The 25,949-nt window shown below is 67.5% G+C and carries 25 protein-coding genes; 13 read left to right on the forward strand and 12 right to left on the reverse strand.

Annotation, left to right across the window (positions count from 1 at the left end; translation table 11 throughout):
* Nucleotides 1-78 precede the first annotated feature (78 nt).
* Both fae and F6X42_RS05890 read left to right on the forward strand, forming a co-directional pair.
* Nucleotides 79-588 (forward strand): formaldehyde-activating enzyme, encoded by a 510-nt coding sequence (gene fae, locus F6X42_RS05885; protein ID WP_187633301.1) that lies wholly within the window; start codon nucleotides 79-81, stop codon nucleotides 586-588.
* A gap of 174 nt (nucleotides 589-762) precedes the next feature.
* Entirely contained in the window at nucleotides 763-1,140 is a 378-nt protein-coding gene (locus F6X42_RS05890) for a hypothetical protein (RefSeq protein ID WP_187633302.1), read from the forward strand.
* A gap of 51 nt (nucleotides 1,141-1,191) precedes the next feature.
* Here the strand turns inward: F6X42_RS05890 and F6X42_RS05895 are convergent, their stop codons facing one another.
* On the reverse strand, nucleotides 1,192-1,698 hold the full coding sequence (locus F6X42_RS05895; RefSeq protein WP_187633303.1) for a dihydroneopterin aldolase: 507 nt from the start codon (nucleotides 1,696-1,698) through the stop codon (nucleotides 1,192-1,194).
* A 394-nt stretch (nucleotides 1,699-2,092) separates the two neighbouring features.
* Between F6X42_RS05895 and F6X42_RS05900 the strand changes: the two genes are divergently transcribed.
* The 3 genes from F6X42_RS05900 to F6X42_RS05910 are packed head-to-tail and all read left to right on the forward strand — an operon-like array spanning nucleotide 2,093 to nucleotide 6,119.
* Nucleotides 2,093-4,132 carry a sigma-54-dependent Fis family transcriptional regulator gene (locus F6X42_RS05900; RefSeq protein ID WP_187633304.1) on the forward strand — a complete coding sequence of 680 codons (2,040 nt, stop codon included), beginning with the start codon at nucleotides 2,093-2,095 and terminating at the stop codon, nucleotides 4,130-4,132.
* A complete protein-coding gene (locus F6X42_RS05905) occupies nucleotides 4,129-4,758 on the forward strand; it encodes a flavoprotein (RefSeq protein WP_187633305.1) in 630 nt (209 codons plus the stop codon). The genes F6X42_RS05900 and F6X42_RS05905 overlap by 4 nt, the downstream gene beginning before the upstream one ends.
* Nucleotides 4,737-6,119, forward strand: a complete 1,383-nt coding sequence (locus F6X42_RS05910; RefSeq protein ID WP_187633306.1) for a DUF6513 domain-containing protein — start codon at nucleotides 4,737-4,739, stop codon at nucleotides 6,117-6,119. The genes F6X42_RS05905 and F6X42_RS05910 overlap by 22 nt, the downstream gene beginning before the upstream one ends.
* A 13-nt stretch (nucleotides 6,120-6,132) precedes the next feature.
* Here F6X42_RS05910 and rpe read toward each other — a convergent pair whose 3' ends face one another.
* The 8 genes from rpe to F6X42_RS05950 all read right to left on the reverse strand — a co-directional run bounded on the left by rpe (nucleotide 6,133) and on the right by F6X42_RS05950 (nucleotide 15,188).
* Nucleotides 6,133-6,840, reverse strand: a complete 708-nt coding sequence (rpe, locus tag F6X42_RS05915; protein ID WP_187633307.1) for a ribulose-phosphate 3-epimerase — start codon at nucleotides 6,838-6,840, stop codon at nucleotides 6,133-6,135.
* 21 nt (nucleotides 6,841-6,861) lie between these two features.
* Nucleotides 6,862-7,899: a class II fructose-bisphosphate aldolase gene (fba, locus tag F6X42_RS05920; RefSeq protein WP_187633308.1), complete on the reverse strand. Its 1,038-nt coding sequence runs from the start codon at nucleotides 7,897-7,899 to the stop codon at nucleotides 6,862-6,864.
* A 44-nt stretch (nucleotides 7,900-7,943) separates the two neighbouring features.
* On the reverse strand, nucleotides 7,944-9,995 hold the full coding sequence (gene tkt, locus F6X42_RS05925) for a transketolase (protein ID WP_187633309.1): 2,052 nt from the start codon (nucleotides 9,993-9,995) through the stop codon (nucleotides 7,944-7,946).
* Nucleotides 9,996-10,042: 47 nt separating this feature from the next.
* A complete protein-coding gene (locus F6X42_RS05930; protein ID WP_187633310.1) occupies nucleotides 10,043-10,915 on the reverse strand; it encodes a phosphoribulokinase in 873 nt (290 codons plus the stop codon).
* 55 nt (nucleotides 10,916-10,970) lie between these two features.
* On the reverse strand, nucleotides 10,971-12,074 hold the full coding sequence (locus tag F6X42_RS05935) for a class 1 fructose-bisphosphatase (RefSeq protein WP_187633311.1): 1,104 nt from the start codon (nucleotides 12,072-12,074) through the stop codon (nucleotides 10,971-10,973).
* 27 nt (nucleotides 12,075-12,101) lie between these two features.
* A complete protein-coding gene (gene cbbX, locus F6X42_RS05940) occupies nucleotides 12,102-13,097 on the reverse strand; it encodes a CbbX protein (RefSeq protein WP_187633312.1) in 996 nt (331 codons plus the stop codon).
* Between the two features lie 45 nt (nucleotides 13,098-13,142).
* Nucleotides 13,143-13,571, reverse strand: a complete 429-nt coding sequence (locus F6X42_RS05945; protein WP_027195078.1) for a ribulose bisphosphate carboxylase small subunit — start codon at nucleotides 13,569-13,571, stop codon at nucleotides 13,143-13,145.
* A 117-nt stretch (nucleotides 13,572-13,688) separates the two neighbouring features.
* The gene (locus F6X42_RS05950; RefSeq protein ID WP_187633313.1) at nucleotides 13,689-15,188 is read right to left on the reverse strand and encodes a form I ribulose bisphosphate carboxylase large subunit; all 1,500 of its coding nucleotides are present in this window, start codon (nucleotides 15,186-15,188) and stop codon (nucleotides 13,689-13,691) included.
* Between the two features lie 496 nt (nucleotides 15,189-15,684).
* Here F6X42_RS05950 and pqqA point away from each other — a divergent pair, with 496 nt between their 5' ends.
* The 3 genes from pqqA to F6X42_RS05965 all read left to right on the forward strand — a co-directional run bounded on the left by pqqA (nucleotide 15,685) and on the right by F6X42_RS05965 (nucleotide 17,234).
* Complete coding sequence (gene pqqA, locus F6X42_RS05955) at nucleotides 15,685-15,759, forward strand: pyrroloquinoline quinone precursor peptide PqqA (RefSeq protein WP_113062024.1); 75 nt, start codon at nucleotides 15,685-15,687, stop codon at nucleotides 15,757-15,759.
* 105 nt (nucleotides 15,760-15,864) lie between these two features.
* Nucleotides 15,865-16,464 (forward strand): DUF447 domain-containing protein, encoded by a 600-nt coding sequence (locus F6X42_RS05960; RefSeq protein ID WP_187633314.1) that lies wholly within the window; start codon nucleotides 15,865-15,867, stop codon nucleotides 16,462-16,464.
* A gap of 26 nt (nucleotides 16,465-16,490) precedes the next feature.
* Complete coding sequence (locus F6X42_RS05965) at nucleotides 16,491-17,234, forward strand: (5-formylfuran-3-yl)methyl phosphate synthase (RefSeq protein ID WP_187633315.1); 744 nt, start codon at nucleotides 16,491-16,493, stop codon at nucleotides 17,232-17,234.
* A gap of 7 nt (nucleotides 17,235-17,241) precedes the next feature.
* Here F6X42_RS05965 and F6X42_RS05970 read toward each other — a convergent pair whose 3' ends face one another.
* From F6X42_RS05970 to F6X42_RS05980, 3 genes are all read right to left on the reverse strand, one after another.
* Complete coding sequence (locus tag F6X42_RS05970) at nucleotides 17,242-17,832, reverse strand: amino acid kinase family protein (protein WP_187633316.1); 591 nt, start codon at nucleotides 17,830-17,832, stop codon at nucleotides 17,242-17,244.
* A gap of 66 nt (nucleotides 17,833-17,898) precedes the next feature.
* Nucleotides 17,899-19,011 (reverse strand): hydantoinase/oxoprolinase family protein, encoded by a 1,113-nt coding sequence (locus F6X42_RS05975; RefSeq protein WP_187633317.1) that lies wholly within the window; start codon nucleotides 19,009-19,011, stop codon nucleotides 17,899-17,901.
* A complete protein-coding gene (locus F6X42_RS05980; RefSeq protein ID WP_187633318.1) occupies nucleotides 19,008-20,051 on the reverse strand; it encodes an ATP-grasp domain-containing protein in 1,044 nt (347 codons plus the stop codon). The genes F6X42_RS05975 and F6X42_RS05980 overlap by 4 nt, the downstream gene beginning before the upstream one ends.
* Before the next feature lie 14 nt (nucleotides 20,052-20,065).
* On the opposite strand from F6X42_RS05980, the gene F6X42_RS05985 reads away from it, so the two are divergent.
* From F6X42_RS05985 to F6X42_RS06005, 5 genes are all read left to right on the forward strand, one after another.
* Nucleotides 20,066-20,827 (forward strand): HisA/HisF-related TIM barrel protein, encoded by a 762-nt coding sequence (locus tag F6X42_RS05985; RefSeq protein ID WP_187633319.1) that lies wholly within the window; start codon nucleotides 20,066-20,068, stop codon nucleotides 20,825-20,827.
* A 211-nt stretch (nucleotides 20,828-21,038) separates the two neighbouring features.
* Entirely contained in the window at nucleotides 21,039-22,403 is a 1,365-nt protein-coding gene (locus tag F6X42_RS05990) for a molybdopterin-binding domain-containing protein (protein ID WP_187633320.1), read from the forward strand.
* Nucleotides 22,400-24,094, forward strand: a complete 1,695-nt coding sequence (locus tag F6X42_RS05995) for a formylmethanofuran dehydrogenase subunit A (RefSeq protein WP_187633321.1) — start codon at nucleotides 22,400-22,402, stop codon at nucleotides 24,092-24,094. The genes F6X42_RS05990 and F6X42_RS05995 overlap by 4 nt, the downstream gene beginning before the upstream one ends.
* Nucleotides 24,095-24,104: 10 nt before the next feature.
* Nucleotides 24,105-25,076, forward strand: coding sequence for a formylmethanofuran--tetrahydromethanopterin N-formyltransferase (gene fhcD, locus F6X42_RS06000; protein ID WP_187633322.1), 972 nt, complete (start codon nucleotides 24,105-24,107; stop codon nucleotides 25,074-25,076).
* Nucleotides 25,073-25,909, forward strand: a complete 837-nt coding sequence (locus tag F6X42_RS06005) for a formylmethanofuran dehydrogenase subunit C (RefSeq protein WP_187633323.1) — start codon at nucleotides 25,073-25,075, stop codon at nucleotides 25,907-25,909. Before fhcD ends, F6X42_RS06005 begins: the two co-directional genes overlap by 4 nt.
* Nucleotides 25,910-25,949: the final 40 nt, after the last annotated feature.

Raw genomic sequence — 25,949 nt, forward strand, 5'->3', positions numbered from 1 at the left:
CGTTCTCGCGATGCCTTTCCGGATGATCGAGGGCGGCGCCTCGTCAGCAGGTCCATACCTACGCATTGGAGGAACAGAATGGCCAAGATCAACCGCGTCATGATCGGTGAGTCGCTCGTCGGCGACGGCAACGAGGTCGCGCACATCGACTTGCTGATCGGACCGCGAGGTTCGGCTGCGGAAACCGCGTTCTGCCACGCGCTCACCAACAACAAGGACGGCTTCACGTCGCTGCTCGCCGTCGTCGCGCCCAATCTCATCACGAAGCCCAATACGATCCTGTTCAACAAGGTGACGATCAAAGGCGCCAAGCAGGCCGTCCAGATGTTCGGCCCGGCGCAGCACGCGGTCGCGCTCGCGGTGGCCGACAGCGTCGAGGACGGCACGATCCCCCAGGAAGAGGCCGACGATCTGTTCCTCTGCGTCGGCGTGTTCATTCACTGGCAGGCGGAGGACGACAAGAAGATCCAGGAGTTCAATTATCAGGCGACGCGCGAGGCGATCAAGCGCGCGGTCAGCGGCGACCCGAGCGCCGCTGACGTGGTGGCGAAGAAGGGCAGCGTCGCGCATCCGTTCGCGCCGAACTGACGGCGCATGCCTGGCGCAGGAGACGCGGCGCCGTTGGCAGTGTCGTGCGCGAGGCTATTCGCGGCGTCATTGCCGGCCCCGCCTCCTCGCGCATCCCGGGGCCTCGCGGCCGCCAGGCACGCACGTCGCGCAGCGGTTCGCGAAGCTGCTTCAATGCTCTCGCAGAGGCATTCAATGACCAACAGATGTCGCGCGCTTCTCGCCTTTACCACGCTGGTGCTCAGCGCGCCGCTCGCGTGGGCGGACGCCTACAACTATCCGACCGAGGGCCGCGTCGAATACGTGCTCAGCTGCATGGACGACAACGGCCACGATTTCGCGAACGTCTACAAGTGCTCGTGTGTGATCGACAAGATGGCCGCGTCGTTGCCGTACGACGAATTCGTCGATCAGTCGACCTTTTCGAAGTACGCGACGCTCGGCGGCGAAGGCGGCGCGGAATTCCGCGTCGATCACGCGAAGTCGCAAACGAAGCGCTTCCGCGCGCTGCAAACCAGCGCGTATCAGGCGTGCGGACTCAGTCCGCAGAGAACGTCGACCGTGGCGAAATGAACGCTGGCTGAAACGCACCGGGCGCCTGGCGCGCCCAGCTAGGCGCCCCCCTCAATTCGGCACCAGCCCTTGGCCCAGCGACGCGTAACGCGCGAGCCCCACGCCCGCCGCCGATCCATCGCCGCGCCGCCGCTCGATCTGCACGCCGACAGCCGCCAGGTCGGCAAACTTGGCCGGTTTCGCGAGCGACACACGCACCCAGTGCGCGCCGAAGTCGGCGATCAGCAGTTGCGCGATCGTCTCGGCGAGCGCCTCCAGCAGCCGAACGCGGTGCGACGCGAATAACGCGAGCAGCGCCTCGCGCACGGCCGCGTAGTTGACCGTATCTTCGATCCGGTCCGTCGTGCATGCGCGGATCGCGGGCACGCCGATGGCCAGGTTCACGCGCACCGGCTGCGCAACATGCAGCTCGCCGCTATCGATACCGATGACCGTCTGGCCGATGAAATTCTCGATGAATACGATGTCGAGCCGATCGGGCAACCCGCCGGCATGCGGGCCGGGATTCGCGCCGAAGCTGGAAAATGCGGCAAGGCGAACAGTATCGATACGATCCATGATGGTCTCCGCCGCGGCGCGGCCCTAGATTGAACAGCTTGTGATGAAGAGCGGAACAGTAGAACAGTAGAACTGAACGGCGCGCGACACACTCTGTCCCGAAGCTGCGACAGGCATGCAACGTGCAGACCACAGTTAACGCGGTCGCTAAGGCGGCCACGCATCGAGAAAAGCAAATTTCGGGCACAGTGAGGTAAACCCAGTGTGACTTTCTGTTGAACCGATCTTGCATCGGGCGTACAGTTTTAAACACTCGCCTGGTAGCAGGGCCGGCCGCGAGCGCGCAAGCGAACCGAGATTTCGCCGCACCGAGGACAGACAGGCTTGATAAAGCGGCATTCGCGGCGTGCGAAGCAGTCACGCTTGCCGAAATGACGCAACGGAGACAGATCCCATGTCGTTGCTTGCTGACAGCAATACGCACGTCCGGGAAGTTCTAAACGTCGTCAACCACCAGTTGACCACGCGGCCGACAAGCGAATCCGTCGCCCAATCGTGGACGCGCTGCATCAACGAATTCCAGCTGGACCCCGCGCGTTTCGTACCGCCGCCGATGCTCACCGAGTACGAACTCAGCGCCCGCCGTGAGGCGCTCGGCGATCTGATCGCCTGTTCGAAGCTCGAAATGACGACGCTCTATCAGCAACTGGCCGACCCCGAACTGGCGGTCGTGCTGGTCGATTCGGGCGGCGTGATCGTGCATCAGGTGTCATCCGTGCCGTTCGCCGAGGCCGTCGCCGGCGACGGCTTTCGCGTCGGCGCGCTGTGGAGTGAACGCGAAGCCGGCACCAACGGCATGGGCACCTGTCTCGCGGAGCGCGACTGCATCGCCGTCTGTCAGAACGAGCATTTCTATCCGCGCTATACGTCGCTCACGTGCTCGGCCGCGCCGATCTTCGACGACGGCGGCGAAATCGCCGGCGTGCTCGACGTCACGAGCCGCTCGAAGCTACTGCAGCAGCACTCGCTGGTGCTGGTCGGCATGTCGCGGCAGATGATCGAAAACCGTCTGCTCGATGCGCGCTACCGGCACGCCAACATGATCCATTTCCACAGCCGCCCGGAATTCGTCGGCACGCTGCACGGCGGCAAGCTCGCGGTCGGCGACGACAGCACCGTGCTCGCCGCGAATCGCAGCGCGCTGTTCCAACTCGGCTTCCGCTCGCTCAGCGAACTGCGCGGCCGGCGCATCGAGGAAGCGTTCAACGCGTCGCTCGAAGACATGATCGCGCGCAGCATTCGCGGCTCGTTCCATCCGGTCACCGTCTACAGCGCGAACGCGACGAACCGCTTTTTCCTCGTCGCGCAGACGCCGCAAAACGCCACCGGGCGCGTGACGCGCGTGCTCGTCACCGACTCCGCCGTGCGCGGCAGCGCATCGGACAAGCACGACAAGCACGCGCTAGCGCCGAAGCTCGACGAAATCGCCCACCTCGAATTCGGCGACCCGCGCATGGCCTCGCAGATCCAGTTGGCTGCGCGCGTGATCCAGCGCAAGATTCCGATCGTGCTGCGCGGCCAGACCGGCACCGGCAAGGAAGTTTTCGCGCAGGCGCTGCATAGCATCAGCCCGCATGCCGACGGTCATTTCGTGCCGGTCAACTGCGCGTCGCTGCCGGAGAATCTGATCGAGAGCGAGCTGTTCGGCTATCGCGCGGGCGCGTTTACCGGCGCGCAGCGCGAAGGCCGGCGCGGCAAGATCGTGCAAGCCAACGGCGGCACGCTGTTTCTCGACGAGATCGGCGACATGCCGCTGGTGTTGCAGGCGCGCCTGCTGCGCGTGATCGAGGAACACGAGGTCACGCCGCTCGGCGCCGAGACCACCGTCAAGGTCAATTTCCAGCTGATCAGCGCGAGCCACCGCAATCTGCTCGAACTCGTGCAGACCGGCCAGTTCCGCGAGGATCTGTACTACCGGCTCAAGGGCGTCGAGCTGAATCTGCCGGCGCTGCGCGAGCGCGTCGACAAACTGCCGCTGATCCATCATCTGCTCGCCAACGAAACCGACGATCCGCCCGATCTGACGCCGGAAGCCGAACACGCGCTGCTGACCTACGCGTGGCCCGGCAACATCCGTCAGCTGCGTCACGTGCTGCAGATGGCGATCGCGCTGTCCGACGGTGAGCCGATCCGTTGCGAACATCTGCCGCCCGAGCTCACGCAACGCGTGTCGGCGCTCGACCTGCCCACCGCGTTGCGCCTTGCGAACGCGGACATGGACGGGCACCTCGCCGACGAAGCCGACATCTCGTCGCTGAACGCAATCCAGTTGAACGAGCGCGAGACTGTGCTGTCGCTACTCGACGAGCATCGCTGGAACGTCAGCAACGTCGCGAAGGCGCTCGGCATCAGCCGCAATACGCTGTACCGCAAGATGCGCCGGCTGCATATCCGGCTGTCGCACGAAGGCTCGCCGCTCGATCTCGACGCATGACCGAGTCGTCCCCCACGTCACGCAGCGAATCAGCTCGCAAGGGTGCCCGCGATCTCGCCGACTTCAAGCCGGACGCGCGCTTCGCGTGGTGCGTGACCGGCTCCGGACACATGCTCGATGAATCGATCGCACTCGCGCGGCGCTTGCCGCGCGTCGATCTGTTTCTCTCCGCGGCGGCCGAGGAAGTGCTGCCGCTCTACGGCTGGCCGCTCGACAAGCTGCGCGAACACTTCCGCGTGCTGCGCGACAACAGCGCGAGCGGCGTGCCGGTCGGCATGCTGTATCACGGCGTCTATCACACGGTCGTGATCGCGCCCGCCACCAGCAACACGGTCGCCAAATGCGCTTACGGCATCTCCGATACGCTGCCGACCAATATGTACGCGCAGGCCGGCAAGCAATGCATCGCCGGCATCGTCTTTGCATGCGACACCGAACCGAGCGTGATCACGCATAGCCCGGACGAATGGGTCGAACTGCGGCCACGCGCGATCGAGCTCGACAATGTCGAGCGTCTGGCGCGCTTCGAATACACGACGCTCGTGCGCTCGCTCGACGAACTCGAAGCGGCGCTCGCCCAACGCCTCGCGACTCTCGACCTCGCATGGACCACCTCCTCTTCCTGACCGGCCGGCTTGCCGAACCGAGCCTGCGGCGCGTGCTCGACGGCATGGCGCCGACGCCGTTCAGTTGGGAGGTGCGCGAGATCGGCCTGCAGGTCGCGGCGTTGATGACCGTCGAGATGATCCAGCGCCGCGTCAGCGCGCCGCTCGCCGCGCAGCGCGTGATCGTGCCGGGCCGCTGCCGTGGCGATCTCGACGCGCTGAGCGCGCACTACGGCGTCCCGTTCGAGCGCGGTCCCGAGGAGGTCAAGGACTTGCCGCAGTTTTTCGGGCGCAAGGCGAAGCCGTTCGATCTGAGCCGCTACGACACGGAGATTTTCGCGGAGATCGTCGACGCGCCGCGTCTCGACCTCGACGGCATCGCCACCCGCGCGCGCGAGTATGCGGCCCAGGGCGCGGACGTGATCGACATCGGCTGTCTGCCTGACACGGCGTTTCCCCATCTCGAAGACGCGGTGCGGCGGTTGAAGGCCGAAGGCTATCGGGTGAGCGTCGATTCGATGCGCAACGACGAATTGCTGCGCGGCGGCCGTGCGGGCGCCGACTATCTGATGAGCCTGAACCTCGACACGCTATGGATCGCCGACGAAGTGCCGTCGACGCCGATCCTCGTCGCGCGCGAACCCGCTGACCCAGCCTCGCTCGACGCCGCGATCGACGCGCTCCGCGCGCGCGGCCGCGCGTTTCTCGCCGATCCGATTCTCGATCCGATTCCGTTCGGGCTGGCCGCGTCGATTGCGCGCTATGTCCGCTTGCGCGAGCGCTATCCCGACATCGCGATGATGATGGGCATCGGCAATGTGACCGAGCTAACGGAGGCCGACACGAGCGGCATCAACGCGGTGCTGCTCGGCATGGCGGCCGAATTGCACGTTGACGCGGTGCTCGCGACGTCGGTGAGTCTGCATGCGCGGCGCGCGCTGCGCGAAGCCGATGTCGCGCGCCGCGTGATGCATGCCGCGCGCGACGCGCGGGTGCTGCCGAAGGGCATCAGCACCGAACTCGCGACCGTCCACGCGAAGCGCCCGTTTCCGTACAGCGCCGAAGAAATCGACGAATTCGCGCGCGGCGTGCGCGATCCGAATTTTCGTGTACAGATCAGCGCCGACGGCATTCACGTGTACAACCGCGACGGCCACCGGCGCGGTGACGATCCGTTCGCGCTCTACCCGCAACTGAATCTCGAGACCGACGGCGGCCACGCGTTCTATATGGGCGTGCAGCTTGCGCGCGCCGAGATCGCATGGCGGCTCGGCAAACGCTTCGATCAGGACCAGCCGCTCGACTGGGGCTGCGCGGTCGACCGGCCCGAAGAAGATTTGAGCGCATGGTGCGCGCCGGGCGAGACGATGAAGAAGCGCTGAAAACGCAGCGCCGTCAGTGCATGGCGGCCACCCGCGCGGGTTCGCCGACGGTAGCCAGTTCGCCGCGCATGCCGCGAATCGCCTGCGCGCGATCGTCCGCGCCGAACACGGCCGATCCGGCGACGAACACATCCGCGCCCGCCTCGGCGACGCGCGCGATGTTCGACACCTTCACGCCGCCGTCCACTTCGATCAGCAGGGGCCGCCCGGTGCGCTGCATCGTCATGTCGACGCGCTCGCGCAGGCGCCGCAGCTTTTCCAGCGTTTCAGCAATGAACGCCTGGCCGCCGAAGCCCGGATTCACCGACATCACCAGCACGACGTCGAGCATCTCCAGCACATGATCGAGCACCGAGAGCGGCGTCGCCGGATTCAGCGCGAGTCCCGCGCGCGCACCGTGCGAGCGGATCAGCTCGATGCTCCGATGCACGTGCAGCGTCGCCTCGGGATGAAAGGTGATCAGGTTCGCGCCGGCCTCGGCAAACGCCGACACCAGCGGATCGACCGGCGTGGTCATCAGATGCACGTCGAACGGCAGCGTCGTGTACGGCCGGATCGCCGAACACACCAGCGGCCCGACCGTCAGGTTCGGCACGTAGTGGTTGTCCATCACGTCCAGATGAATCCAGTCCGCGCCGGCCACCGTCACGTCGCGAATCTCGTCGGCGAGCCGGGCAAAATCCGCCGACAGCAGCGACGGAGCAATCAGAAATTCGCGCATCGCGTTCTCCGTGCCAGTGCGTTAGTGGTAGCGGCTCGCCATCGTGTCGAGCGGCAGCGGCTTGATGCGCGCCGCCTGCCCCGCGCAACCGAACGCCTCGAAGCGCTCGACGCAGATCGCGCTCGCCGCCGCGGTGGCGGCTTTCAATGCCGCGCGTGGATCGAACTCCGAGCGGGCATGGGCAAGCGACTTGCGCATCGCGCCGCTCATCGCGAGACGGATGTCGGTGTCGATGTTGACCTTGCGCACGCCGTGCGCGATGCCGCGGCGGATTTCGTCGACGGGCACGCCGTAGGTGGTCGGAATCTCGCCGCCGTACTCCCGGATCACCGCGAGCCATTCCTGCGGCACCGACGACGAACCGTGCATCACCAGATGCGTGTTTGGAATCCGCGCATGGATCGAGGCGATCCGGTCGATCGCGAGGATGTCGCCGGTCGGCTCGCGGCTGAACTTGTACGCGCCGTGCGACGTGCCGATCGCGATCGCGAGCGCATCGACGCCGGTCGCGTCGACGAAGCGCCGCGCTTCGTCGGGATCGGTCAGCAGATGCTCGCGCGTCAGCCTGCCTTGCGCGCCGACGCCGTCCTCTTCCCCCGCGGTGCCGGTTTCGAGCGAGCCCAGACAGCCCAGTTCGCCCTCCACCGACACCCCGCCCGCGTGCGCGGCATCGACCACGCGCCGGCTCACGTCGACGTTGTAGTCGTACGCGGCGGGCGTTTTCTGGTCGGGCAGCAGCGAGCCGTCCATCATCACCGACGTGAAGCCCGAGCGGATCGCCTGCTGACACACCGCGGGGCTTGCGCCGTGATCCTGATGCAGCACGAGCGGAATGTCCGGGTGAGCTTCGAGCGCGGCGAGCACCAGATGACGCAGATAAGGCTCGCCGGCGTATTTGCGCGCACCGGCCGACGCCTGCAGGATCACCGGGCTGTCGGTGGCCTCGGCCGCGCGCATGATCGCCTGGATCTGCTCCATGTTGTTGACGTTGAACGCGGGCACGCCGTAGTCGTGTTCGGCCGCGTGATCCAGCAGTTGCCTCAGGGTGATGAAGGGCATTGCGTGCTCCTCGATATCAAATGAAATCTGCTCGGGCGGCGAGCTCAGTGCGCACGGTCCGCAACGCGCCGCGCTTCGTCGACCACCGCCTGCGCGTTCAGCCGGAAATGCTCGAACAACGCGGCGGCCGGGGCCGACTCGCCGAACCTATCGATGCCGACCACGCCGCCGTCGATCCCGACGTATTGCCGCCAGAACGCGCGCACGCCGGCCTCGATCGCCACCCGTGGCACGCCCGGTGGCAGCACGGCGTCGCGCCAGTCGCGCGGTTGCCGGTCGAACGCCGTGGTCGATGGCATCGACACGACGCGCGCGGCGATGCCGGCGGCTGCGAGCGGCGCGATCGCATCGAGTGCTAGGGAAACTTCCGAGCCGGTGGCGATCAGAACGATGCGCGCCGGTGGCGCGTGCCCTTGCTCATCGGGCCAATCGCGCAACACGTACCCGCCACGCGCGATCGCGGCGACCTGCCCGGCGGAGCGCGTCACGAAGCGCAGGTTCTGCCGGCTCAGCAACAGACATGTCGGTCCGTCCCGTTCCACCGCGCTGACCCAGGCCTGCGCGGTCTCGACGGTGTCGCACGGACGCCAGACGTCGAGCCCCGGAATCAGCCTGAGACTCGCCGCATGCTCGACCGCCTGATGCGTGGGTCCGTCTTCGCCGAGCCCAATCGAGTCGTGCGTGTAGACGAAGATCGAGCGGGTTCTCATTAGCGCGGCCATTCGCAACGCGTTGCGCGCATAGTCGGAGAATGTCAGGAAGGTGCCGCCGAACGGCAGGTAGCCGCGGTGCAGCGCGATGCCGTTCATCACCGCGCTCATGCCGAACTCGCGCACGCCGTAGTGCACGTAGTTGCCGCCGCGTAGACCGTTTTCATCGCTGCGGACGTCGACTGCCTGTGGCCAATCCGTCAAGTTCGAACCGGTCAGGTCGGCCGAGCCGCCGAGCAGTTCCGGCAGGCTGCACGCGAGCGCGCCGATCGCCTGCTGCGAGGCCTTGCGCGTCGCGATCGATTCGGCCGCGCAATCGGCATCGCGCAGCAGCGCGCGAACCGTGTCATGCCAATGCGCGGGCAAGCTGCCGTGCACCCGTCGTTCGAATTCGGCGGCCTCGGCCGGATAGTGCCGGCGATACGCGTCGAACCGCTCGCGCCACTCGGCTTCAGCGGCGGCACCGCGCTCGCTCGCGTCGAAATTGGCGCGAATCTCGTCGGGAATCTCGAACGGCGGATGCGGCCAGCCGAGCGCGCGGCGCGTGCGTTCGACCTCGTCGGCGCCGAGCGGCGCGCCGTGCACGTCGTGGGTGCCCGCCTTCGACGGCGCGCCCTGGCCGATCACCGTGCGGCAGCAGATCAGCGTCGGCCGGCCGGTGGCGCGCGCGGCGTGCAACGCTCGATCGACCGCGTCGACGTCGTGGCCGTCCACCTCGCGCACCACGTGCCAGCCGTACGCGGCGAAGCGCGCGGGCGTGTCGTCGGCGAACCATTGCGCGACGGGGCCGTCGATCGAGATGCCGTTGTCGTCGTAGAGCACCGTCAGCTTGTCGAGCTTCAGCGTGCCCGCGAGCGACGCCGCTTCGTGCGAGATGCCCTCCATCAGGCAGCCGTCGCCGACGAACACGTAGGTGCGGTGATCGACGATCCGATGCCCGGGCCGGTTGAACTCGCGCGCGAGCAACGCCTCGGCGAGCGCCATGCCGACGCCGTTCGCGAGCCCCTGGCCGAGCGGCCCGGTGGTCGTTTCGACGCCAGGCGTCACGCCCACTTCGGGATGCCCCGGCGTTTTGCTGTGCAACTGGCGAAAGCGCTTCAATTCGTCGATCGGCAGGTCATAGCCGCTCAGATGCAGCAATCCATACAGCAGCATCGAACCATGGCCGTTCGACAGGATGAAACGGTCGCGGTCGGGCCACGCGGGATTGCGCGGGTTGTGTTTCAGATGCCGGTCCCACAATGCGACCGCGATCTCGGCCATGCCGAGCGGCATGCCCGGATGTCCCGATTGCGCGGCTTGCACCGCGTCGATCGCGAGCATGCGCAGCGCGTCGGCCATCGGGCGCGTGGCGGGTGCGTCAAGCGGTTGCGCGACTGCACTCATCGAATCTCTCCTTGCGAAATGAAGCTCGGCATGCATCGGGGCACCGGTCAGGCGCGCGAGCGCCGGTCGATCAGTTGCAGGATCATCGGCGTGAAGATCAGCTGCATCGCGAGTCCCATCTTGCCGCCCGGCACGACGATCACGTTCGGGCGCGACATGAACGAGTCGTGCAGCATCGTCAGCAGATACTGGAAGTCGATGCCCTTGGGCCGCGCGAAGCGGATCACGACGAAGCTCTCGTCGGGCTGCGGGATCTCGCGCGCGGTAAACGGATTGGACGTGTCCACGGTCGGCACGCGCTGGAAGTTCACGTGCGTGCGCGAGAACTGCGGGCAGATGTAGTTCACGTAGTCGGGCATGCGCCGCAGAATCGTGTCGACCACCGCTTCGTGCGTGTAGCCGCGCATCGTCTGATCGCGATGCAGCTTCTGGATCCATTCGAGGTTGATGATCGGCACGACGCCGATCAGCAGATCCGCATGCCGCGCGATGTCGATGTTCTCGGTCACCGCCGCGCCATGCAGTCCCTCGTAGAACATCAGATCGGTATTGGGCGCGACGTCCTCCCACGGCGTGAAGGTGCCGCCGTCCTGCTTGTAGAGCTGCGCTTCGCCCGCGTCGTGCACGTAGTGGCGAAACTGTCCGCCGCCGTTTTCGCCGTAGCGCGTGAACAGCGTTTCGAGCTCTTCGAGCAGATTCGCTTCCGGTCCGAAGTGGCTGAAATTCGGCACGCCGTCGCGTTCGCGCTCCTGCATCGCGGCGCGCATGCCGTTGCGGTCGTAGCGATGGAACGCATCGCCCTCGACGATCTGCGCATTGATGTGCTCGCGTCGGAAGATATGCGTGAAGCTCTTCATGACGGTGGTGGTGCCCGCTCCGCTCGAGCCGGTCACCGCGATGATCGGATGTTTGACTGACATGCGTTTGTCTCCGGATGACTGTGTTCTGTGCGCTGTGCTTGCGGTCGGTCGCTGATCACGCCATGAAATCCGGCAGGAACAGCGAGCGCGTGCCGAACAGCGGCGACGTGAAGGGCTTGTCCTCGCCGCGGTCATATTCGCCGTGATAGCGCGCAATCCGCTCGACCTCGTTCTTCGAGCCGAGGATCACCGGCACGCGGCCATGCAGCGCGCGCGGCGCGACATCGAGAATGCGCTCGCGGCCGGTGATCGCGAGGCCGCCCGCCTGCTCGACCAGAAAGCTCATCGGGTTCGCTTCATAGAGCAGGCGCAGGCGCCCTTCCATCGCCGGCGTTTTCGAATCGCGCGGGTACATGAACACGCCGCCGCGCATCAGGATGCGATGCACTTCCGCGACCATCGACGCGATCCAGCGCATATTGAAGTCGCGCGCGCGGCAGCCGCTGCGGCCGTCCTTGCATTCCTGCACATAGCGGCGCACCGGCGGCTCCCAGAAGCGCTCGTTCGACGCGTTGATCGCGAACTCTGCCGTTTCTTCCGGGATCCGGATGTTCGAATGCGTGAGCACGAAGTTGCCGATGTCGCGCTCCAGCGTGAAGCCATGCGTGCCATTGCCGACCGACAGCACCAGCATCGTCGCCGGCCCATACACGGCGTAGCCGGCAGCGACCTGTTCGCAGCCGGGCCGCAGGAACGCGGCTTCGCTGGTTGCATCCTCTGCCGGGTCGCGCGTGCGCAGCACTGAGAAGATCGAGCCGACCACGCCGTTGATGTCGATATTCGACGAGCCGTCGAGCGGATCGAACGCGAGCAGATATTCGCCGCGCGGATAGTCCGGCGGAATCGCGTAGACGTGCTCCATTTCCTCGGACACCATCGCCGCCAGCAAGCCGTCCCACTCGCATTGCTGCACGAAGACGTCGTTGGTCGACACGTCGAGCTTCTTCTGCTCCTCGCCGTGCGTGTTGAGCGTTTGCGCGGAACCGTAGTTGCCGCCGAGCGCGCCCTTGGTCAGCATCGCCGAGACCGATTTGATGGCCGCCGCCACGTCGATCAGCAGCGCGGAGAGTCCTGCGGTGTCCCGCGTGCTTTCCGAACACGGCGGGCGATCGAGCGTGTCGATCAGGAACTTCGAAAGTGTCGTGCGTCCGTCCAGCATGGCGTTCTCCGTCGATAGTGTCGTGATTCAGCCCGGCGGCGCCGGAACGACGCGCGCGGTGCAAGGCGATGGCGAGGACGGCTGCGGCGGCGCGTCGAACACGCGGCTCGCGCGCACGTCGGCGGCGTCGATCAGCGTCAGCGTGGCGGCGTCGACCGGCTCGCCGCCCTGCAATGCGCTCGCGAACAGGCGGTTCGCCTGGCGCAGCCGCGCGCGGTCGAGCGCATTGCGCACCGAGCGCGCGTTGGCGAAATTCGGCTGGCGGATGCGGCGCGCCAGATAGTCGGCGAACGCGCGGCGCGACGCCGCATCGAAGCGGTAATGCATGGCGCCGAGCATCCGCTCGGCGATTTCGAGCAGCTCCGTGTCGGCGTAATCGGGAAACGTGATGTGATGCGCGATGCGAGACCGGAAACCCGGATTGCTGTCGAAGAACACTTCCATCCGCGATGCGTAGCCGGCCAGAATCACGACCAGATCGCTGCGCTGGTTCTCCATCGTCTGCAGCAGGATTTCGATCGCTTCCTGCCCGTAGTCGCGCTCGTTCTCCGGGCGATACAGGTAGTACGCTTCGTCGATGAACAGCACGCCGCCCATCGCGCGCTTGAGCACGTCGCGCGTTTTCGGCGCGGTGTGGCCGATGTACTGGCCGACCAGATCGTCGCGCGTGACCGACACCAGATGATTGCGGCGAATATAGCCGAGCCGGTGCAGCACTTGCGCCATGCGCAGCGCAACCGTCGTCTTGCCGGTGCCGGGGTTGCCGGAGAAGCACATATGCAAGGTCGGCGCGCCGCCCGCGAGACCCAGCGAAGCCCGCGCGCGCTCGACCAGCAGATGCGCGGCAACTTCGCGAATGCGCGTTTTCACGGGCGCGAGCCCGACCAGATCGCGATCGAGTTCGCCGAGCACGTCGCCGATGCCCGAGTCGCGGTACAGCGCCGCGAGGTCGATATGGGGCGCGGCGGCGTCGCTGTGCGCGGCAGACGCGGGCAGTGCGTCCACGGTGGCGGCGTCTGTCATGGTTCCTCCTCGCTGCGGGTTGGGTCGTGCGAGCTGGCGGCGGCGTCAGCCCGCCGCGCCATAACGCTCGCCCGCGGGCCGGTCGCCCGCATAGCCCGTCATGCTGTAGCGCTGCGTGCGTCCCTGCGCGTCCTGCCGCAACAGACGGAAGCCCGGCTCCACGTCCGGCCGGTTGACGATGAACGACAGGCGCATCGTCTCGAAAGTACGCACCGAGTCGAACGCGTTGACCTTGATGTAGTGCTGCGGCCGCGCCTCGCGGCACGCCCTGACCTCCTGCAACACGCCGGCCGCGTCGTGCAGGTCGAACATCGGCAGACCCCACATTTCCCAGTAGGTGTTGCGCGGATGCGGGTCGTCGGTGAATTCGACCGAACAGGCCCAGCCCTGGCGCAGCGCGTAGTCGATCTGCAGGCCGATTTCCTCATCGGTCAGCTCGGGCAGGAAAGAAAACGTTCCTTGAGTAATACGCATGACGAACCTCGTGGATGGATGTCGCGTTCAGAACGGCGTCAACGGTGCCCCGCGCGGTGCCGTTGCACCGCGTGGCGGATGCGCTCGTGAGGCGCTCGCGGGAAAAGCTCGGCTTTGCTAGGCCGCCGTCGGCGTGGCGGCGAAATCGGGCGTATCGGTCGATGCGTAGTTGAAGCTCACGTCGCGCCACGTATCGAGCGCCTGCTTGAGCGGCGTGCACCAGCGCGCGGCGGCTTCGAGCACGTCGGGCCCTTCGCGCAGAATGTCGCGGCCCTCGTTGCGCGCCTTCACCATCGCTTCGAGTGCGACGCGGTTCGCGGTCGCGCCGGCCTGGATGCCGGCCGGATGGCCGATCGTGCCACCGCCGAACTGCAGGATCGCGTCGTCGCCGAACAGCTCGAGCAGCTGATGCATCTGCCCCGCGTGAATCCCGCCCGAGGCGACCGGCATCACCTTGCGCAAGCCGGCCCACGGCTGATCGAAGAAAATGCCGCGCGACAGATCGACCGCGTTGTGCGCGTCGCGGCACACGTTGTAGTAGCCCTGCACCGACAGCGGATCGCCTTCGAGCTTGCCGACCGCGGTGCCCGCATGCGCGTGATCGACGCCCGCCATGCGCAGCCATTTGGCGATCACGCGAAACGAGATGCCGTGGTTGCGTTGTCTCGTGTACGTGCTATGCCCCGCGCGATGCAGGTGCAGGATCATGTCGTTTCTGCGCGCCCAGCGCGACATCGACTGGATCGCGGTCCAGCCGATCACGAGGTCGATCATCACGATGCACGAGCCGAGTTCCTTCGCGAATTCGGCGCGCTCGTACATGTCCTCCATCGTGCCGGCCGTCACGTTCAGGTAGTGCCCTTTGAGCTCGCCGGTCTCCGCCTGCGCTCGGTTCACCGCCTCCATCGCGAACAGGAAGCGGTCGCGCCAATGCATGAACGCCTGCGAGTTGATGTTCTCGTCGTCCTTCAGAAAATCGAGGCCGCCGCGCAGGCCTTCGTAGACCACCCGTCCATAGTTCTTGCCCGACAGACCGAGCTTCGGCTTGACCGTGGCGCCGAGCAGCGGCCGTCCGTACTTGTCGAGCCGTTCGCGCTCGACGACGATACCGGTCGGCGGCCCCTGAAACGTCTTCAGATACGCGACCGGGATGCGCATGTCTTCGAGCCGCAGAGCTTTCAGCGGCTTGAAGCCGAACACGTTGCCGATGATCGACGCGGTCAGGTTCGCGACCGAGCCCTCTTCGAACAGATCGAGTTCATAGGCGATGTACGCGAAGTACTGCGGCTCGTCGGCGCGATAGACCGGCACCGGCTCGACGCGATATGCCTTCGCGCGATACATGTCGCAGGCGGTGAGCCGGTCGGTCCACACCACCGTCCACGTCGCCGTCGACGATTCGCCGGCCACCGCGGCCGCCGCTTCCTCGGGTTCGACACCGGGTTGCGGCGTGATGCGAAACAGCGCGATCACGTCGGTGTCTTTCGGTTCGTAGTCCGGCTGCCAGTAACCCATCTCGCGGTATTTCATCACGCCCGCCGCGTACCGCTCGCGCGGCGTGTGCGGATCGCGCGCATCAGATTCGGGCTGGATCGGCGGTTGACTGAAATCGTTCATGACGTGTCCTCGAAGGTGGCAAGCGCACTGCCGGAAGAACGAAGCGCTTGGTTTGCACTGTAGACACGGACACGCCCAACGGGAATTCACGATTTTATTTGGCAGACTTAACGGATCGGTTATTACTCCAACTTCGGCTACCACATCGTGAGGTTCTTTTTCGAGCCGTGCGACGCGAATGGGAGCAGAATGTGTCGGTGAGCGATGCGGGCACGACGTGACAGCGCAAGCGAATCAGCGAATCGCGATGGCACACTTTGCTTCGATTTCGCCACACCGCGCGGTGGCTTGCGTCTGGCATGCCGCGCGGACGCCACGGCGTGGCGCAATTCGCCGGGTGCTGTATTGGCTGTCGAACGCACGCCCGCCTGGTTGGCCGGTACGCGCATGGGCACGGAGCTTGCGTGATGCCGGCTGCCGTCGACACCGGGCGTTACGCCGGGCCGGCGGCGCAACGCTGTTCCACCCGCTGTTTCAACCGAAGGAGAAAGCACGTATGCAATGGACGACTCCGAGTTACACCGACGTACGCCTCGGTTTTGAAATCGTGATGTATGTCGCTACGCGTTAAGCCCGCAACCGGGCCGCACGCTGCGGCCCCCTTGCGGTTCCCGTTTGTGTTCGACCTCTGCTGACGGCCGGCCTTCCGGCGCTGTCGGGACACACGTTCCCAGCCATGATCCACGAAACGATCGTCACCACGGCAGCGTGCGATGGCCGTCCTCATATCGCGCCGATGGGCGCGCGCTACGAGGGTGAGCGCATCATCCTTGCGCCTTTCCGCCCGTCGGTCACGCTCGACAACGTGATCGCGACGCGCGCGGCGGTGCTGAACTTCACCACCGACGTGCGCATCTTCGCGGGCTGCGTCACGCACTGCGCGACCGATTGGCCGACCGTGCCCGCCAGCCGCGTCGCGAGCGTGCGTCTGGCCGAATCGCTCGCCCACGCCGAGCTCGAACTCGACGAACTGCGCGACGACGCCGAGCGCCCGGTGCTGGTGATGAAATGCGTGCACCGCGAAAACCACGCGCCGTTCGCGGGCTTCAATCGCGCGCAGTCGGCTGTCGTGGAAGGCGCGATTCTGGTGAGCCGGCTCTTCATGCTGCCGGCCGACAAGGTCGATCACGAAATGGCCTATCTGCAGATTGCGATCGACAAAACCGCCGGCGACCACGAGCGCACCGCATGGGGCTGGCTCGTCGCCGCGATCGCGCGATATCGCGCGAGCCTCGAAGGCGCGGCGCATCAGGCCGCCACTTCGGTCCATCACTGAACCCCTTCCCCTCGCGGAGAACCCCGATGACCGCATTGCTCGCGAGCGTCCGCTCGGCTGACGAAGCATTCGACGCGGCACGCGCCGGCGCCGAGCTGATCGACCTGAAGGAGCCGAACGACGGCGCGCTCGGCGGCCTGTCGATCAGCGCCATCACGAACATCGCGCGAGAGCTGCGCGCGCGCTACCCGGTCAAGCCGATCAGCGCGGCGATCGGCGACGTGCCGGCCGATGCGTTCGACGAGATCGCCGCGCGCGTCATCGACGTCAGCGACGCCGGCGTCGATTACGTGAAGGTCGGCGTCGCGCGCGGACCGGCCGCGCGCCGCTGTATCGAGCAGTTGGCGAGTCTGCCGGCCTCTGTGGTGCCGGTGCTGCTGTGCGACGGCGGCATGGACGACGAGTTGGTCAGCCACACCGCGGCGCTCGGCTTTGCCGGCCTGATGTTCGATACCGCGAGCAAGGACGGCGGCACGCTGTTCGATCACGTCGACGTCGACACGCTCGCGCGCTGGTTGCGGGTCGCGCGCCAGCGCGGCGCGATGGCGGGCATCGCGGGGGCGCTCGGCTGGGCGCAACTGCCGCAGATCCGCGCGCTGGCGCCCGACGTGGCCGGCTTTCGCACCGCGCTGTGCGCCGACGGGCGCCGCTCGCGGCTCGATCCCGAGCGCGTCGCGCAATGGGCGAGCGCGTTGCATCGGCCGGCCGCAGAGGTACGCGTCGATAATGCCGCGCCGTTGCCGGGCTCGACGAACGCGACGCGGTTGTAGCCACCGATCACACCACCGGAATATTCAGCAAACGGTCGCGCATCAGCGCGACGTTGCTCTTGTCGAGCAGTTCGACCACGTAGTTCGCATCGGTCACATAGTCGACGAACCTGCGGTCGACCACCCCCGCCGCGACCAGCGTTTCGAGCGGATCGTCGGCGGCGATCGGACAGGATTTGACGACGATGAGCCGCTCCGCGTTGAGCATCGTCGATAGCCAGGCGGCGAGACTGTCCGAGGTCGTGTCCCAGTTGCTCATCGCGTCGGGCGTGTCGCGCATCAGCGCGGTCGGCACCCATACGGCGACTTGGCCGTCGCGCAACGTGCGGCGAATCTTCGCCTCGCTCGACGCGATCACCAGTTCGGGCGAGACGCCCTGCATCAGCAGCGCGTATTGCGTCATCGCAAGCAGACACATGTTATGCGCGGCCAGGTCATCGAAGTTCCACTCGCCCTGGTATTGGCGCACCTTGTCCGCGAAATCGCCACCGCCGGGCACGATGACCACGCGTCCGCCGCCGACTTCGCATAGCTCGCTGAGCCAGTGGCGCAGCGCCGGGTCGTGACTCAGGCTGCCTCCGATCTTGACCACCCACATGACTGTTGCCCTCGCGTCCAGTTGAGTGCCCGGCCCGGGCCGCTTCGTTTCGCAACTTCGTTCTACTCATGCCGCGCGCGCGGCGATACCACGCGTGCGTTGCCGCCGCGCTTCCGGTCGTTCGCGCGCCGCGAGCAGCGCGACCGCCACGCTCGGCGCGCAGGTCGCCGCCCATGCCGCGCAGGCGTCCGGCACGCCCGCCAGCGCGCCGAAGTCGATATAGCCGCGCGCCTCGTCGCACGCCAGGGCGGCGACCAGGAAGCGGCCGCAGCCAGCGCCCACCAGCGGCGCGGCCGCGAGCGCCGGATGCGCGGCAACCACGCGCATCAGATTCGCGCCGATTTCGCGCAATTGCAGCGCGCGCCAGCGCCGCGCAAAGTGCAGCCATTCGACGTCCGACGCGTCGTGCGCGTCGCGCCCGATCATCCGCGCGAGGCGCGCGCGGCTCGCCGCCTGCGTTTTCGGGCCTTGGTCGGCGCTTGGCTGCGCGTCGTGCAGCGGGTCCAGTTCGCCGGTCAGCCGGTAGACGTCGGCGGTCGTCGCGAACCATTCGTTCATCACGTTGAGCGTGGCGCCGCCGAATTCGATCCGATGCGCGACGCCGCACAACGGCGTGCGCACGACGCCGTGATACACGAGTTCGCCGGTCGCAAGCCGGCCCGCGTCGGTCGCGGCACGCGCGACGACGCGGCCGTCGACGATCGGAATGATGTCGGTGGTGGTGCTGCCGATGTCGATCAGCAGCGCGTCAGCCCTGCATGCGGCGACCCAGCTCGCGGTCGCGAGCCAGTTCGCCGACGCGACCTGGCGCCAGCCGGCCGCGCAGTCGGCGGCGGCGAGCCAGCCGGCGGCGCCCGCGTAGAAATGCAGCGATGAACCGAGCCGCTGCGCGAGCGCGGCGACGATCGCGCGCACCCCTTCGGCGCGATCCGCGAACAGGTCGACCATCTCGCCGGTCATCGTCACCGCATGCTGCGCGGCGTCCGTGCGAGCCTGCGGCCAGCGCTCGAGAACGAGGTCGATCGTACGGTGCAGATGGTCGAGTCCCTGCCATAGCGGACACGGCCATTGCACGACGTCGAGCACGGCGCCGCCGCCGTCGACGAGCGACACCTTCACGTGCGCGCCGCCGACGTCCCAGCCGAACCGCGCCGCCGGGTCCGAACGGGCGGCGCTCAAGGGCGCACCTCGCGCATCGGCGAATTGGCGCGCGCCGCGCCGCGGCGCTCGATGCGCACGCCCTGCGCGGCCAGCAGCGCGCGCGTCAGCGCGCTCCCGCGCGCCGCCGACAGCCCCGCAAACGCGACCGTCAGACGCGGATTCACTTCGATCACGACTGGCCCGCGTTGCGGATGCCACACGACGTCGATGCCGACGAAGCCGCACAACCCCGGAATGGCTCGGGCGACGCGTTGCGCGAGCGTGTCGAGCGTGCGACCCATGTCGCTGCGACGATCGATCTGATCGACCAGCACGCCGTCGAACTGGACGATCCGCGCGATGTCGCCCGACGCGTCGCCGCCACTCAAGCCGATCTGCTGACGGTTGATGCTGACGAGCTCGGTAGCGTCGCCGTGGCAGATCAGCGACAGGCTCAACGGCTCGCCGTCCACCCATGCCTGCAGCACCGGATTGCGCGCCGCGGCCGCGCGCGCGTCGTATTCGGCGCAGGCATCGGCGAAGCGCTCGTACACGATCGTGTCCAGCCCGCCCGCGCCGTCGTCCGGTTTGACGACCCAGCGGCCTGCGTGCCGCGCCGTCGGGTCGCCCGGTTCGAGCGCCGGCGTCGTCGCAATGCCATGCGCGGCAAGACACGCCGCGCTCGCGCTCTTGCTCGACGCGACGCGGATCGCTTCCTTCGCGCAGCCGAGCCAGCGCGCGGCGCCGACCGCATCGTGAAAGCGCAGCAGCAGCCCGTCGCATTCCGGCGCGACGATCCACGCGTAATCGTGCTCGCGCGCCGCGCGCGCGACGAATGCCGTCATCGATTCGCCGGGCGCGGCCATACAATGCGCGTCGCCCGCCGCTAACGTTTCGAAGCGCGAAGTCGCGAAACTCACGTGCACGCCGTCGAGTTCCCGCAGAGCCGCAACCAGCGCGTCGCGCATCACGCGTCCTTCGACGATTAGCGCGCTCAAATCGGCAAGACTGCCAGGGTCGGCGAGTTCGGGGTCGATGCCGCCGCCGGTGAGATACTCATAGACAAAGATCTTGGTCAAAGGAAAGCGCCCCTATGCAGGTGATACCTGTTCTCGATCTGCTCGACGGCCATGTCGTGCGCGCGGTGCGCGGCGAGCGGAGCGCCTATCGGCCCATCCAGTCCCGCCTCGCCGCGACGAGCGAGCCGCTTGCCATCGCCCGCGCGCTGCTCGATGCCAGCGGCGCGCGCACGCTCTATATCGCCGATCTCGGCGCCATTCTGCAGCGCGGCGCGCATGCGTCGACGCTCGCCGGCTTGCTCGCCGCGCTGCCCGGCGTCGAGCTGTGGCTCGACGCGGGTTTCGCCGACTACGCGTCGATGCGCGCGCTGTTCGAGCGCATCGACGACGCTGTCACCGAGCGCCACGACCATTACGACAGCCATGCCGCCGGCCCCCACCGCGCGAGCCTCGTGCCGGTGTTCGGCTCGGAGACGCTGCGCGACATCCACGCGCTGCATGCGGCACAGCGCGCCGGTCTCGCGCCGATCCTGTCGCTCGATCATCGCGCGGGCGAACTGCTCACCGCGACCGCGCTCGACCGCTCGTCGGCGTGGTGGCCGTCGCGCGTGATCGTGATGACGCTCGATCAGGTCGGCAGCTACGCCGGCCCCGATCTCGCGACGTTCGAACGCCTGCGCGCGCAAGCCGCCGCGCACACCACGCTGATCGGCGCGGGCGGCATCCGCAATCGCGACGATCTGGCCGCCGCGGCCGGCACCGGCGCAAGCGCATGGCTGGTGGCATCCGCGCTGCACGATCGACAGATCGACTGCGCGCATTCCGATTCCGCGTAGGCCTTCCATACAATTTCCATGCCACGCGATTCAGCGGCGCTTTATGTAAACGGAACACAAGCTGGACAGTTTGCGTGTGACACTCTGCTCCAGAACGTCACACATGTTGTATGGCGCAACAGGCCGTTGAACGCGCGGCCCGCTTCGGCGCGGCCCCCGCTCGCCGCCGCCGCGTCCAGACATCGGCATGGAGCTTGCTAAAAGCTGCCCCATGCATAGCCCCTCCATCGATCCATCGCCCCCCAGCCCGAGCGCAACGCGCGCCGCGGCGCTCACACGCGACTGGATCTGTCCGTTCTGCCCTTTGCTGTGCGACGACCTGGTCGCTGCTTGCCGCGACGACGGCACGCTCGAGGTGCCGGACACCGAATGTCCGCGGCTCGCTCACGCGCTCGCCCACTACGCGGCAACGGACGCGCAATGCGGTTGCAGCGTCGATGGCAACGAAGTGGATGGCGATGCCGCGCTGGCGCGCGCCGCGCAGTGGTTAGCGAACGCGCGCCGCCCACTGTTCGGCGGCCTCGCCACCGACGTCGCCGGCGCCCGCGCGCTGTACCCGCTCGCCGCCGCCTGCAGCGCAATCCTCGATCATCTGCACGGCGATGCGCTGACGCCCGCGACGCTCGCGTTGCAGGACCGCGGCTCGTTCTTCACGACGCTGTCCGAAGTGCGCACGCGCGCCGACTTGCTGGTGTTCTTCGGTTGTCAGCCGTCGCGGCGCTACCCGCGCTTTTTCATCCGCGCGCTGGCGGGCGCCGAACTCGCGCGCGAGCTGATCTTCGTCGGCTGCGAAGCGGACCCGGCCGCGGCCGGCTTCGCGCAAACGCGCATCGACACGCTGCTGCCGGACGCTGATGCATACGACACGCTCGCGCTATGGTCGGCGCTCGCCGAAGGACGCGACGCGGGCGCGCTGCGTCAAGGCGCCGGCAGCGACGCGCTCGCGTCGTTGCACGCGCGCATCGCCAGCGCGCGCTATACGGTGGTCGTCTACGAACCGGCCGCGCTGCCCGCGCCGCACGCGGCGCTGCTGATCGAAGCGCTGCACCGGATCGTGAAGGCCGCGAATCGTACGACGCGCGCCGCGTGTGTCGCGCTCGGCGGCGACGATGGTGCGTTGACGGTCAATCAGACCGTCACGTGGCTGTCCGGCTTGCCGCTGCGCACGCGCGTGTCGAAGCCGGCGCGCGTCGCCGGCACCGCGCCGCTCGATCACGATCCGTACCGCTATCGCACGGCGCGGCTGCTCGCCGAACGCGAAGTCGATGCGCTGTTGTGGATCGCGGGCTTCGTTCCGCAGACATGGCCCGCGTCGCTCGATCCCGCGCTTCCATTGATCGTGCTCGGCCATCCGGCGCTCGCGGATGCCGCGAGAGCGCGTGGCGCGAACACCGTGTTCGTGCCGGTCGCGACACCGGGCATCGACAGCGGCGGGCATCTGTTTCGCGTCGACGGTACGGTCGTCATGCCGCTCACCGCCGCGCGAGGTGTTGCGCTGGAGTCGGTCGCGTCGATTGCCGCGAAGTTGAGCGAACGGATGAGCGAACGATCGAGTCCGCGCGAGGACCCGCCATGACCCTCGTTCGGCTCAAGGGCGGCACGCTGTTCGACCCGATTCACAACGTCGACGGCGAGCGCCGCGACCTGACCTTCCGCGACGGCCGCATCGTCGACGTTCCGCCCACCACGCCCGCCGATGGCGAATACGACGCGACCGGCATGATCGTGATGGCGGGCGGCATCGACCTGCATTCGCATATCGGCGGCGGCAAGACCAATCTGTCTCGCCTGCTGCTACCCGAGGACCATCGCGCCGATCCGCCGCGCGAGGCCGCCTACGAAGCGGCGCGCGACGACAACGGCCGCTATCTGCGTCTACCGTCGTGCGGCGTGTGCACGCCGGGCACGCTCGCGACCGGCTACCGCTACGCCGAAATGGGCTACACGGCCGCGTTCGAGCCGGCGATGATGCCGTCCAACGCACGCCACACGCACCTCGAAATGGGCGACACGCCGATCATCGATCACGGCGCGTACGTGATGCTCGGCAACGACGAACTATTCCTGCGAATGCTGGCCGCGCGCGACGACTTCGAACGTCTGCGCGATTACGTCGGCTGGACGATCGACGCGAGCAAGGCGCTCGGCGTCAAGGTGGTGAACCCCGGCGGCATCTCGGCGTTCAAGTTCAACCAACGCTCGCTCGACGTCGACGAGCCGCACGCGCACTACGGCATCACGCCGCGCGACGTGCTGCGCACACTGACGCGCGCGCTGACCGAGCTGCGCGTGCCGCATCCGCTGCACGTGCACACGAGCAATCTCGGCGTGCCCGGCAACCTCGCCTCGACGATCGCGACGATGGACGCCGCCGACGGCCTGCCGATCCATCTGACGCATATCCAGTTTCACAGCTATGGCACCGACGGTTCACGCAAGTTTTCGTCGGGCGCGCGGCAGATTGCCGAGGCCGTAAACGCGCGGCCGAACGTGTCGATCGACGTCGGCCAGATCATCTTCGGACAGACCGTCACGGCCTCCGGTGACACGATGATGCAATTCCGCAACGCGCCGCTCGCGCGGCCGCACAAGTGGGTCGTGGGCGATATCGAGTGCGACGCGGGCTGCGGCGTGCTGCCGTTCCGTTATCGCGAACAGAGCTATGTGAACGCGCTGCAATGGATCATCGGCCTCGAGATTTTTCTGCTCGTCGACGACCCGTGGCGCGTCGCGATGACCACCGACCATCCGAACGGCGGCCCGTTTACCAGCTACCCGCATCTGATTCGCCTGCTGATGGACAAGCCGTTTCGCGATGAGCAGTTGGCGAAGCTGCATCCCGAAGCGCAGGTCGCCAGTGCGCTGCCGGAGCTCAAGCGCGAATTCTCGCTGTACGAGATCGCGATCATCACGCGCGCCGGTCCCGCGCGGCTGCTCGGCCTACGCGATCGCGGCCATCTCGGCGCGGGCGCGGCGGCGGATATCGCCGTCTATCGCGACGAGCCGGACCGCGAGCGGATGTTCACGTCGCCGGCCTATGTGTTCAAGGACGGCCAGCTGGTCGCGCGTGACGGCACGCTGGTCGCGACGCCGACGGGCGGCATCCATTTCGTCGCGCCGCAGTACGATCGCGGCATCGAGAAGACGCTGCGCGCGTATAGCGACGCGCATCTCGCGAGCAACTTCGCCCACGCCGCGATCAGCGACGACGAAGCCTGCCGCTGCTGCCGCGGCGGACGGCTATTGCCCGTCGAATGTCTAACCTGACGCGTCCACGATGAACGCTCCCGCCCCGCTCGACATCAACGGCACCGCGATCGACGCGACCTTCGCCGAAGCCTTTCCGATGAAGGCGACCCGGCTCGTCATCACCGCGCACACGCCGACATGGGCGATGCACGCGGCGAACTCGCTGGCGGGCTTCGCGACCTCGGTGATCGGCTGCGGCTGCGAGGCGGGCATCGAGCGTGCGCTCGCGCCCGATGCAACGCCCGACGGCCGGCCCGGCGTCGCGGTGCTGTTGTTCGCGGTGTCGTCGAAGGAGCTCGCGAAGCAGATCGGGCGGCGCGTCGGCCAATGCGTGCTCACCTGCCCAAGCACGGCCGTCTACGGCGGCATCGATCCGGCCACGAGCCGCGCGCCGCTGTCCGACCCGGCGCCGCTCGGCAGCGGACTGCGCTTTTTCGGCGACGGCTGGCAGATCGCGAAGATGATCGACGCAGGGAACGGACCCACGCGTTACTGGCGTGTGCCGGTGATGGACGGCGAGTTCGTCTGCGAAGACACGGCGGCGACGGTCAAGGCCGTCGGCGGCGGCAACCTGCTGCTGCTCGGGCGCGACCTGGGCGCCGCGCTCGCCGCCGCCGAAGCCGCGGTCGCGGCGATGCGCCGGTTGCCGAACGTGATCATGCCGTTTCCCGGCGGCATCGTCCGGTCGGGCTCGAAGATCGGCTCGAAGTACGCGGGCGCGACCGCGTCGACCAACGACGCGTTCTGCCCGAGCCTGATCGGCCTCGCGCGGCGCAGCGAGTTGAGCGCGGAGGTGGGCTGCGTGCTGGAGATCGTCATCGACGGTCTGACCGACGCCGACGTCGGCGCGGCGATGACGGCCGGGATCGGCGCGGCCGCCGGGCTCGGCCGCGCGGCCGGCGTACTGCGCATTTCGGCGGGCAACTACGGCGGCAAGCTCGGGCCGTACCACTTTCATTTGCACGAACTGGCGGCGGGCCTCGACGGGAGCCGCGCATGAGCACGACCACGTTGCGCGTGAAGACACCGCCCGGCTTTCGCGTCGATGCCGCTGCGCTGTCACCCGCGGCGCTGGCCAGCATCAGCGTGGCCGAAATCGAGCGCATCGTGCTGCCGGGCGGCAACGAGCGCTGTGTGGTCGGCGACGTATTCGAGGTTTCGCGCGATGACGCGCCCGGGTCCGGTGACGAGATGACCACGCTGCTGATCGACGGCGCCGCGCGCTGGCTCGACCGGCTCGGCGCGCGAATGGACGGCGGACGGCTCGTCGCGCGCGGCTCCGTGGGCGATTACAGCGGCTTCAGCCTGAGCGGCGGCTTACTCGAAATCGAAGGCGACGCGGGGCACTTCACCGGCTGCGAAATGCGCGGCGGGCGTCTCACGGTGCACGGCGACTGCGGCGACTTCGCCGCCGGCGCGCTGACGGGCGATATGGAAGGCATGAGCGGCGGCACGCTGACGATCCACGGCAACGCGGGCGCGCGGCTCGCCGACCGGATGCGCCGCGGCCTCGTGCTGGTCGGCGGCAACGCGAGCGACTTCGCGGCGGCGCGACTGGTGGCGGGGACCGTCGGCGTGGCGGGAAAAGTGGGCGCGCATTACGCCTATGCAATGAGGCGTGGCACCCTGCTGCTCGCGCAACGGCCCGAGCCACTGCCGCCCCCTACTTTCACCGGCGGCGGACACGGTTTCGACGTATTCTGGTCATTGCTCATACGCAGTCTCGCCGCCGAAATCGCGCCGTTTTCGCTGTGGCGCGCGGACCGTCTGCCGGTCCGCTTCACGGGCGACCTCGCGGTCGACGGCCGCGGCGAAATACTGATCGTCGGCTGACTCAGCGCTATGTCAGCCAGGACTGAAACGATGTTCGGCC

The organism is Paraburkholderia podalyriae, assembly GCF_014397785.1.
GTDB lineage: Bacteria > Pseudomonadota > Gammaproteobacteria > Burkholderiales > Burkholderiaceae > Paraburkholderia > Paraburkholderia podalyriae.

Coding starts and splice junctions, on each gene's coding strand:
- fae (WP_187633301.1), top strand. CDS start 79: ATGGCCAAGATCAACCGCGTCATGATCGGTGAGTCGCTCGTCGGCGAC.
- F6X42_RS05890 (WP_187633302.1), top strand. CDS start 763: ATGACCAACAGATGTCGCGCGCTTCTCGCCTTTACCACGCTGGTGCTC.
- F6X42_RS05895 (WP_187633303.1), bottom strand. CDS start 1,698: ATGGATCGTATCGATACTGTTCGCCTTGCCGCATTTTCCAGCTTCGGC.
- F6X42_RS05900 (WP_187633304.1), top strand. CDS start 2,093: ATGTCGTTGCTTGCTGACAGCAATACGCACGTCCGGGAAGTTCTAAAC.
- F6X42_RS05905 (WP_187633305.1), top strand. CDS start 4,129: ATGACCGAGTCGTCCCCCACGTCACGCAGCGAATCAGCTCGCAAGGGT.
- F6X42_RS05910 (WP_187633306.1), top strand. CDS start 4,737: ATGGACCACCTCCTCTTCCTGACCGGCCGGCTTGCCGAACCGAGCCTG.
- rpe (WP_187633307.1), bottom strand. CDS start 6,840: ATGCGCGAATTTCTGATTGCTCCGTCGCTGCTGTCGGCGGATTTTGCC.
- fba (WP_187633308.1), bottom strand. CDS start 7,899: ATGCCCTTCATCACCCTGAGGCAACTGCTGGATCACGCGGCCGAACAC.
- tkt (WP_187633309.1), bottom strand. CDS start 9,995: ATGAGTGCAGTCGCGCAACCGCTTGACGCACCCGCCACGCGCCCGATG.
- F6X42_RS05930 (WP_187633310.1), bottom strand. CDS start 10,915: ATGTCAGTCAAACATCCGATCATCGCGGTGACCGGCTCGAGCGGAGCG.
- F6X42_RS05935 (WP_187633311.1), bottom strand. CDS start 12,074: ATGCTGGACGGACGCACGACACTTTCGAAGTTCCTGATCGACACGCTC.
- cbbX (WP_187633312.1), bottom strand. CDS start 13,097: ATGACAGACGCCGCCACCGTGGACGCACTGCCCGCGTCTGCCGCGCAC.
- F6X42_RS05945 (WP_027195078.1), bottom strand. CDS start 13,571: ATGCGTATTACTCAAGGAACGTTTTCTTTCCTGCCCGAGCTGACCGAT.
- F6X42_RS05950 (WP_187633313.1), bottom strand. CDS start 15,188: ATGAACGATTTCAGTCAACCGCCGATCCAGCCCGAATCTGATGCGCGC.
- F6X42_RS05960 (WP_187633314.1), top strand. CDS start 15,865: ATGATCCACGAAACGATCGTCACCACGGCAGCGTGCGATGGCCGTCCT.
- F6X42_RS05965 (WP_187633315.1), top strand. CDS start 16,491: ATGACCGCATTGCTCGCGAGCGTCCGCTCGGCTGACGAAGCATTCGAC.
- F6X42_RS05970 (WP_187633316.1), bottom strand. CDS start 17,832: ATGTGGGTGGTCAAGATCGGAGGCAGCCTGAGTCACGACCCGGCGCTG.
- F6X42_RS05985 (WP_187633319.1), top strand. CDS start 20,066: ATGCAGGTGATACCTGTTCTCGATCTGCTCGACGGCCATGTCGTGCGC.
- F6X42_RS05990 (WP_187633320.1), top strand. CDS start 21,039: ATGCATAGCCCCTCCATCGATCCATCGCCCCCCAGCCCGAGCGCAACG.
- F6X42_RS05995 (WP_187633321.1), top strand. CDS start 22,400: ATGACCCTCGTTCGGCTCAAGGGCGGCACGCTGTTCGACCCGATTCAC.
- fhcD (WP_187633322.1), top strand. CDS start 24,105: ATGAACGCTCCCGCCCCGCTCGACATCAACGGCACCGCGATCGACGCG.
- F6X42_RS06005 (WP_187633323.1), top strand. CDS start 25,073: ATGAGCACGACCACGTTGCGCGTGAAGACACCGCCCGGCTTTCGCGTC.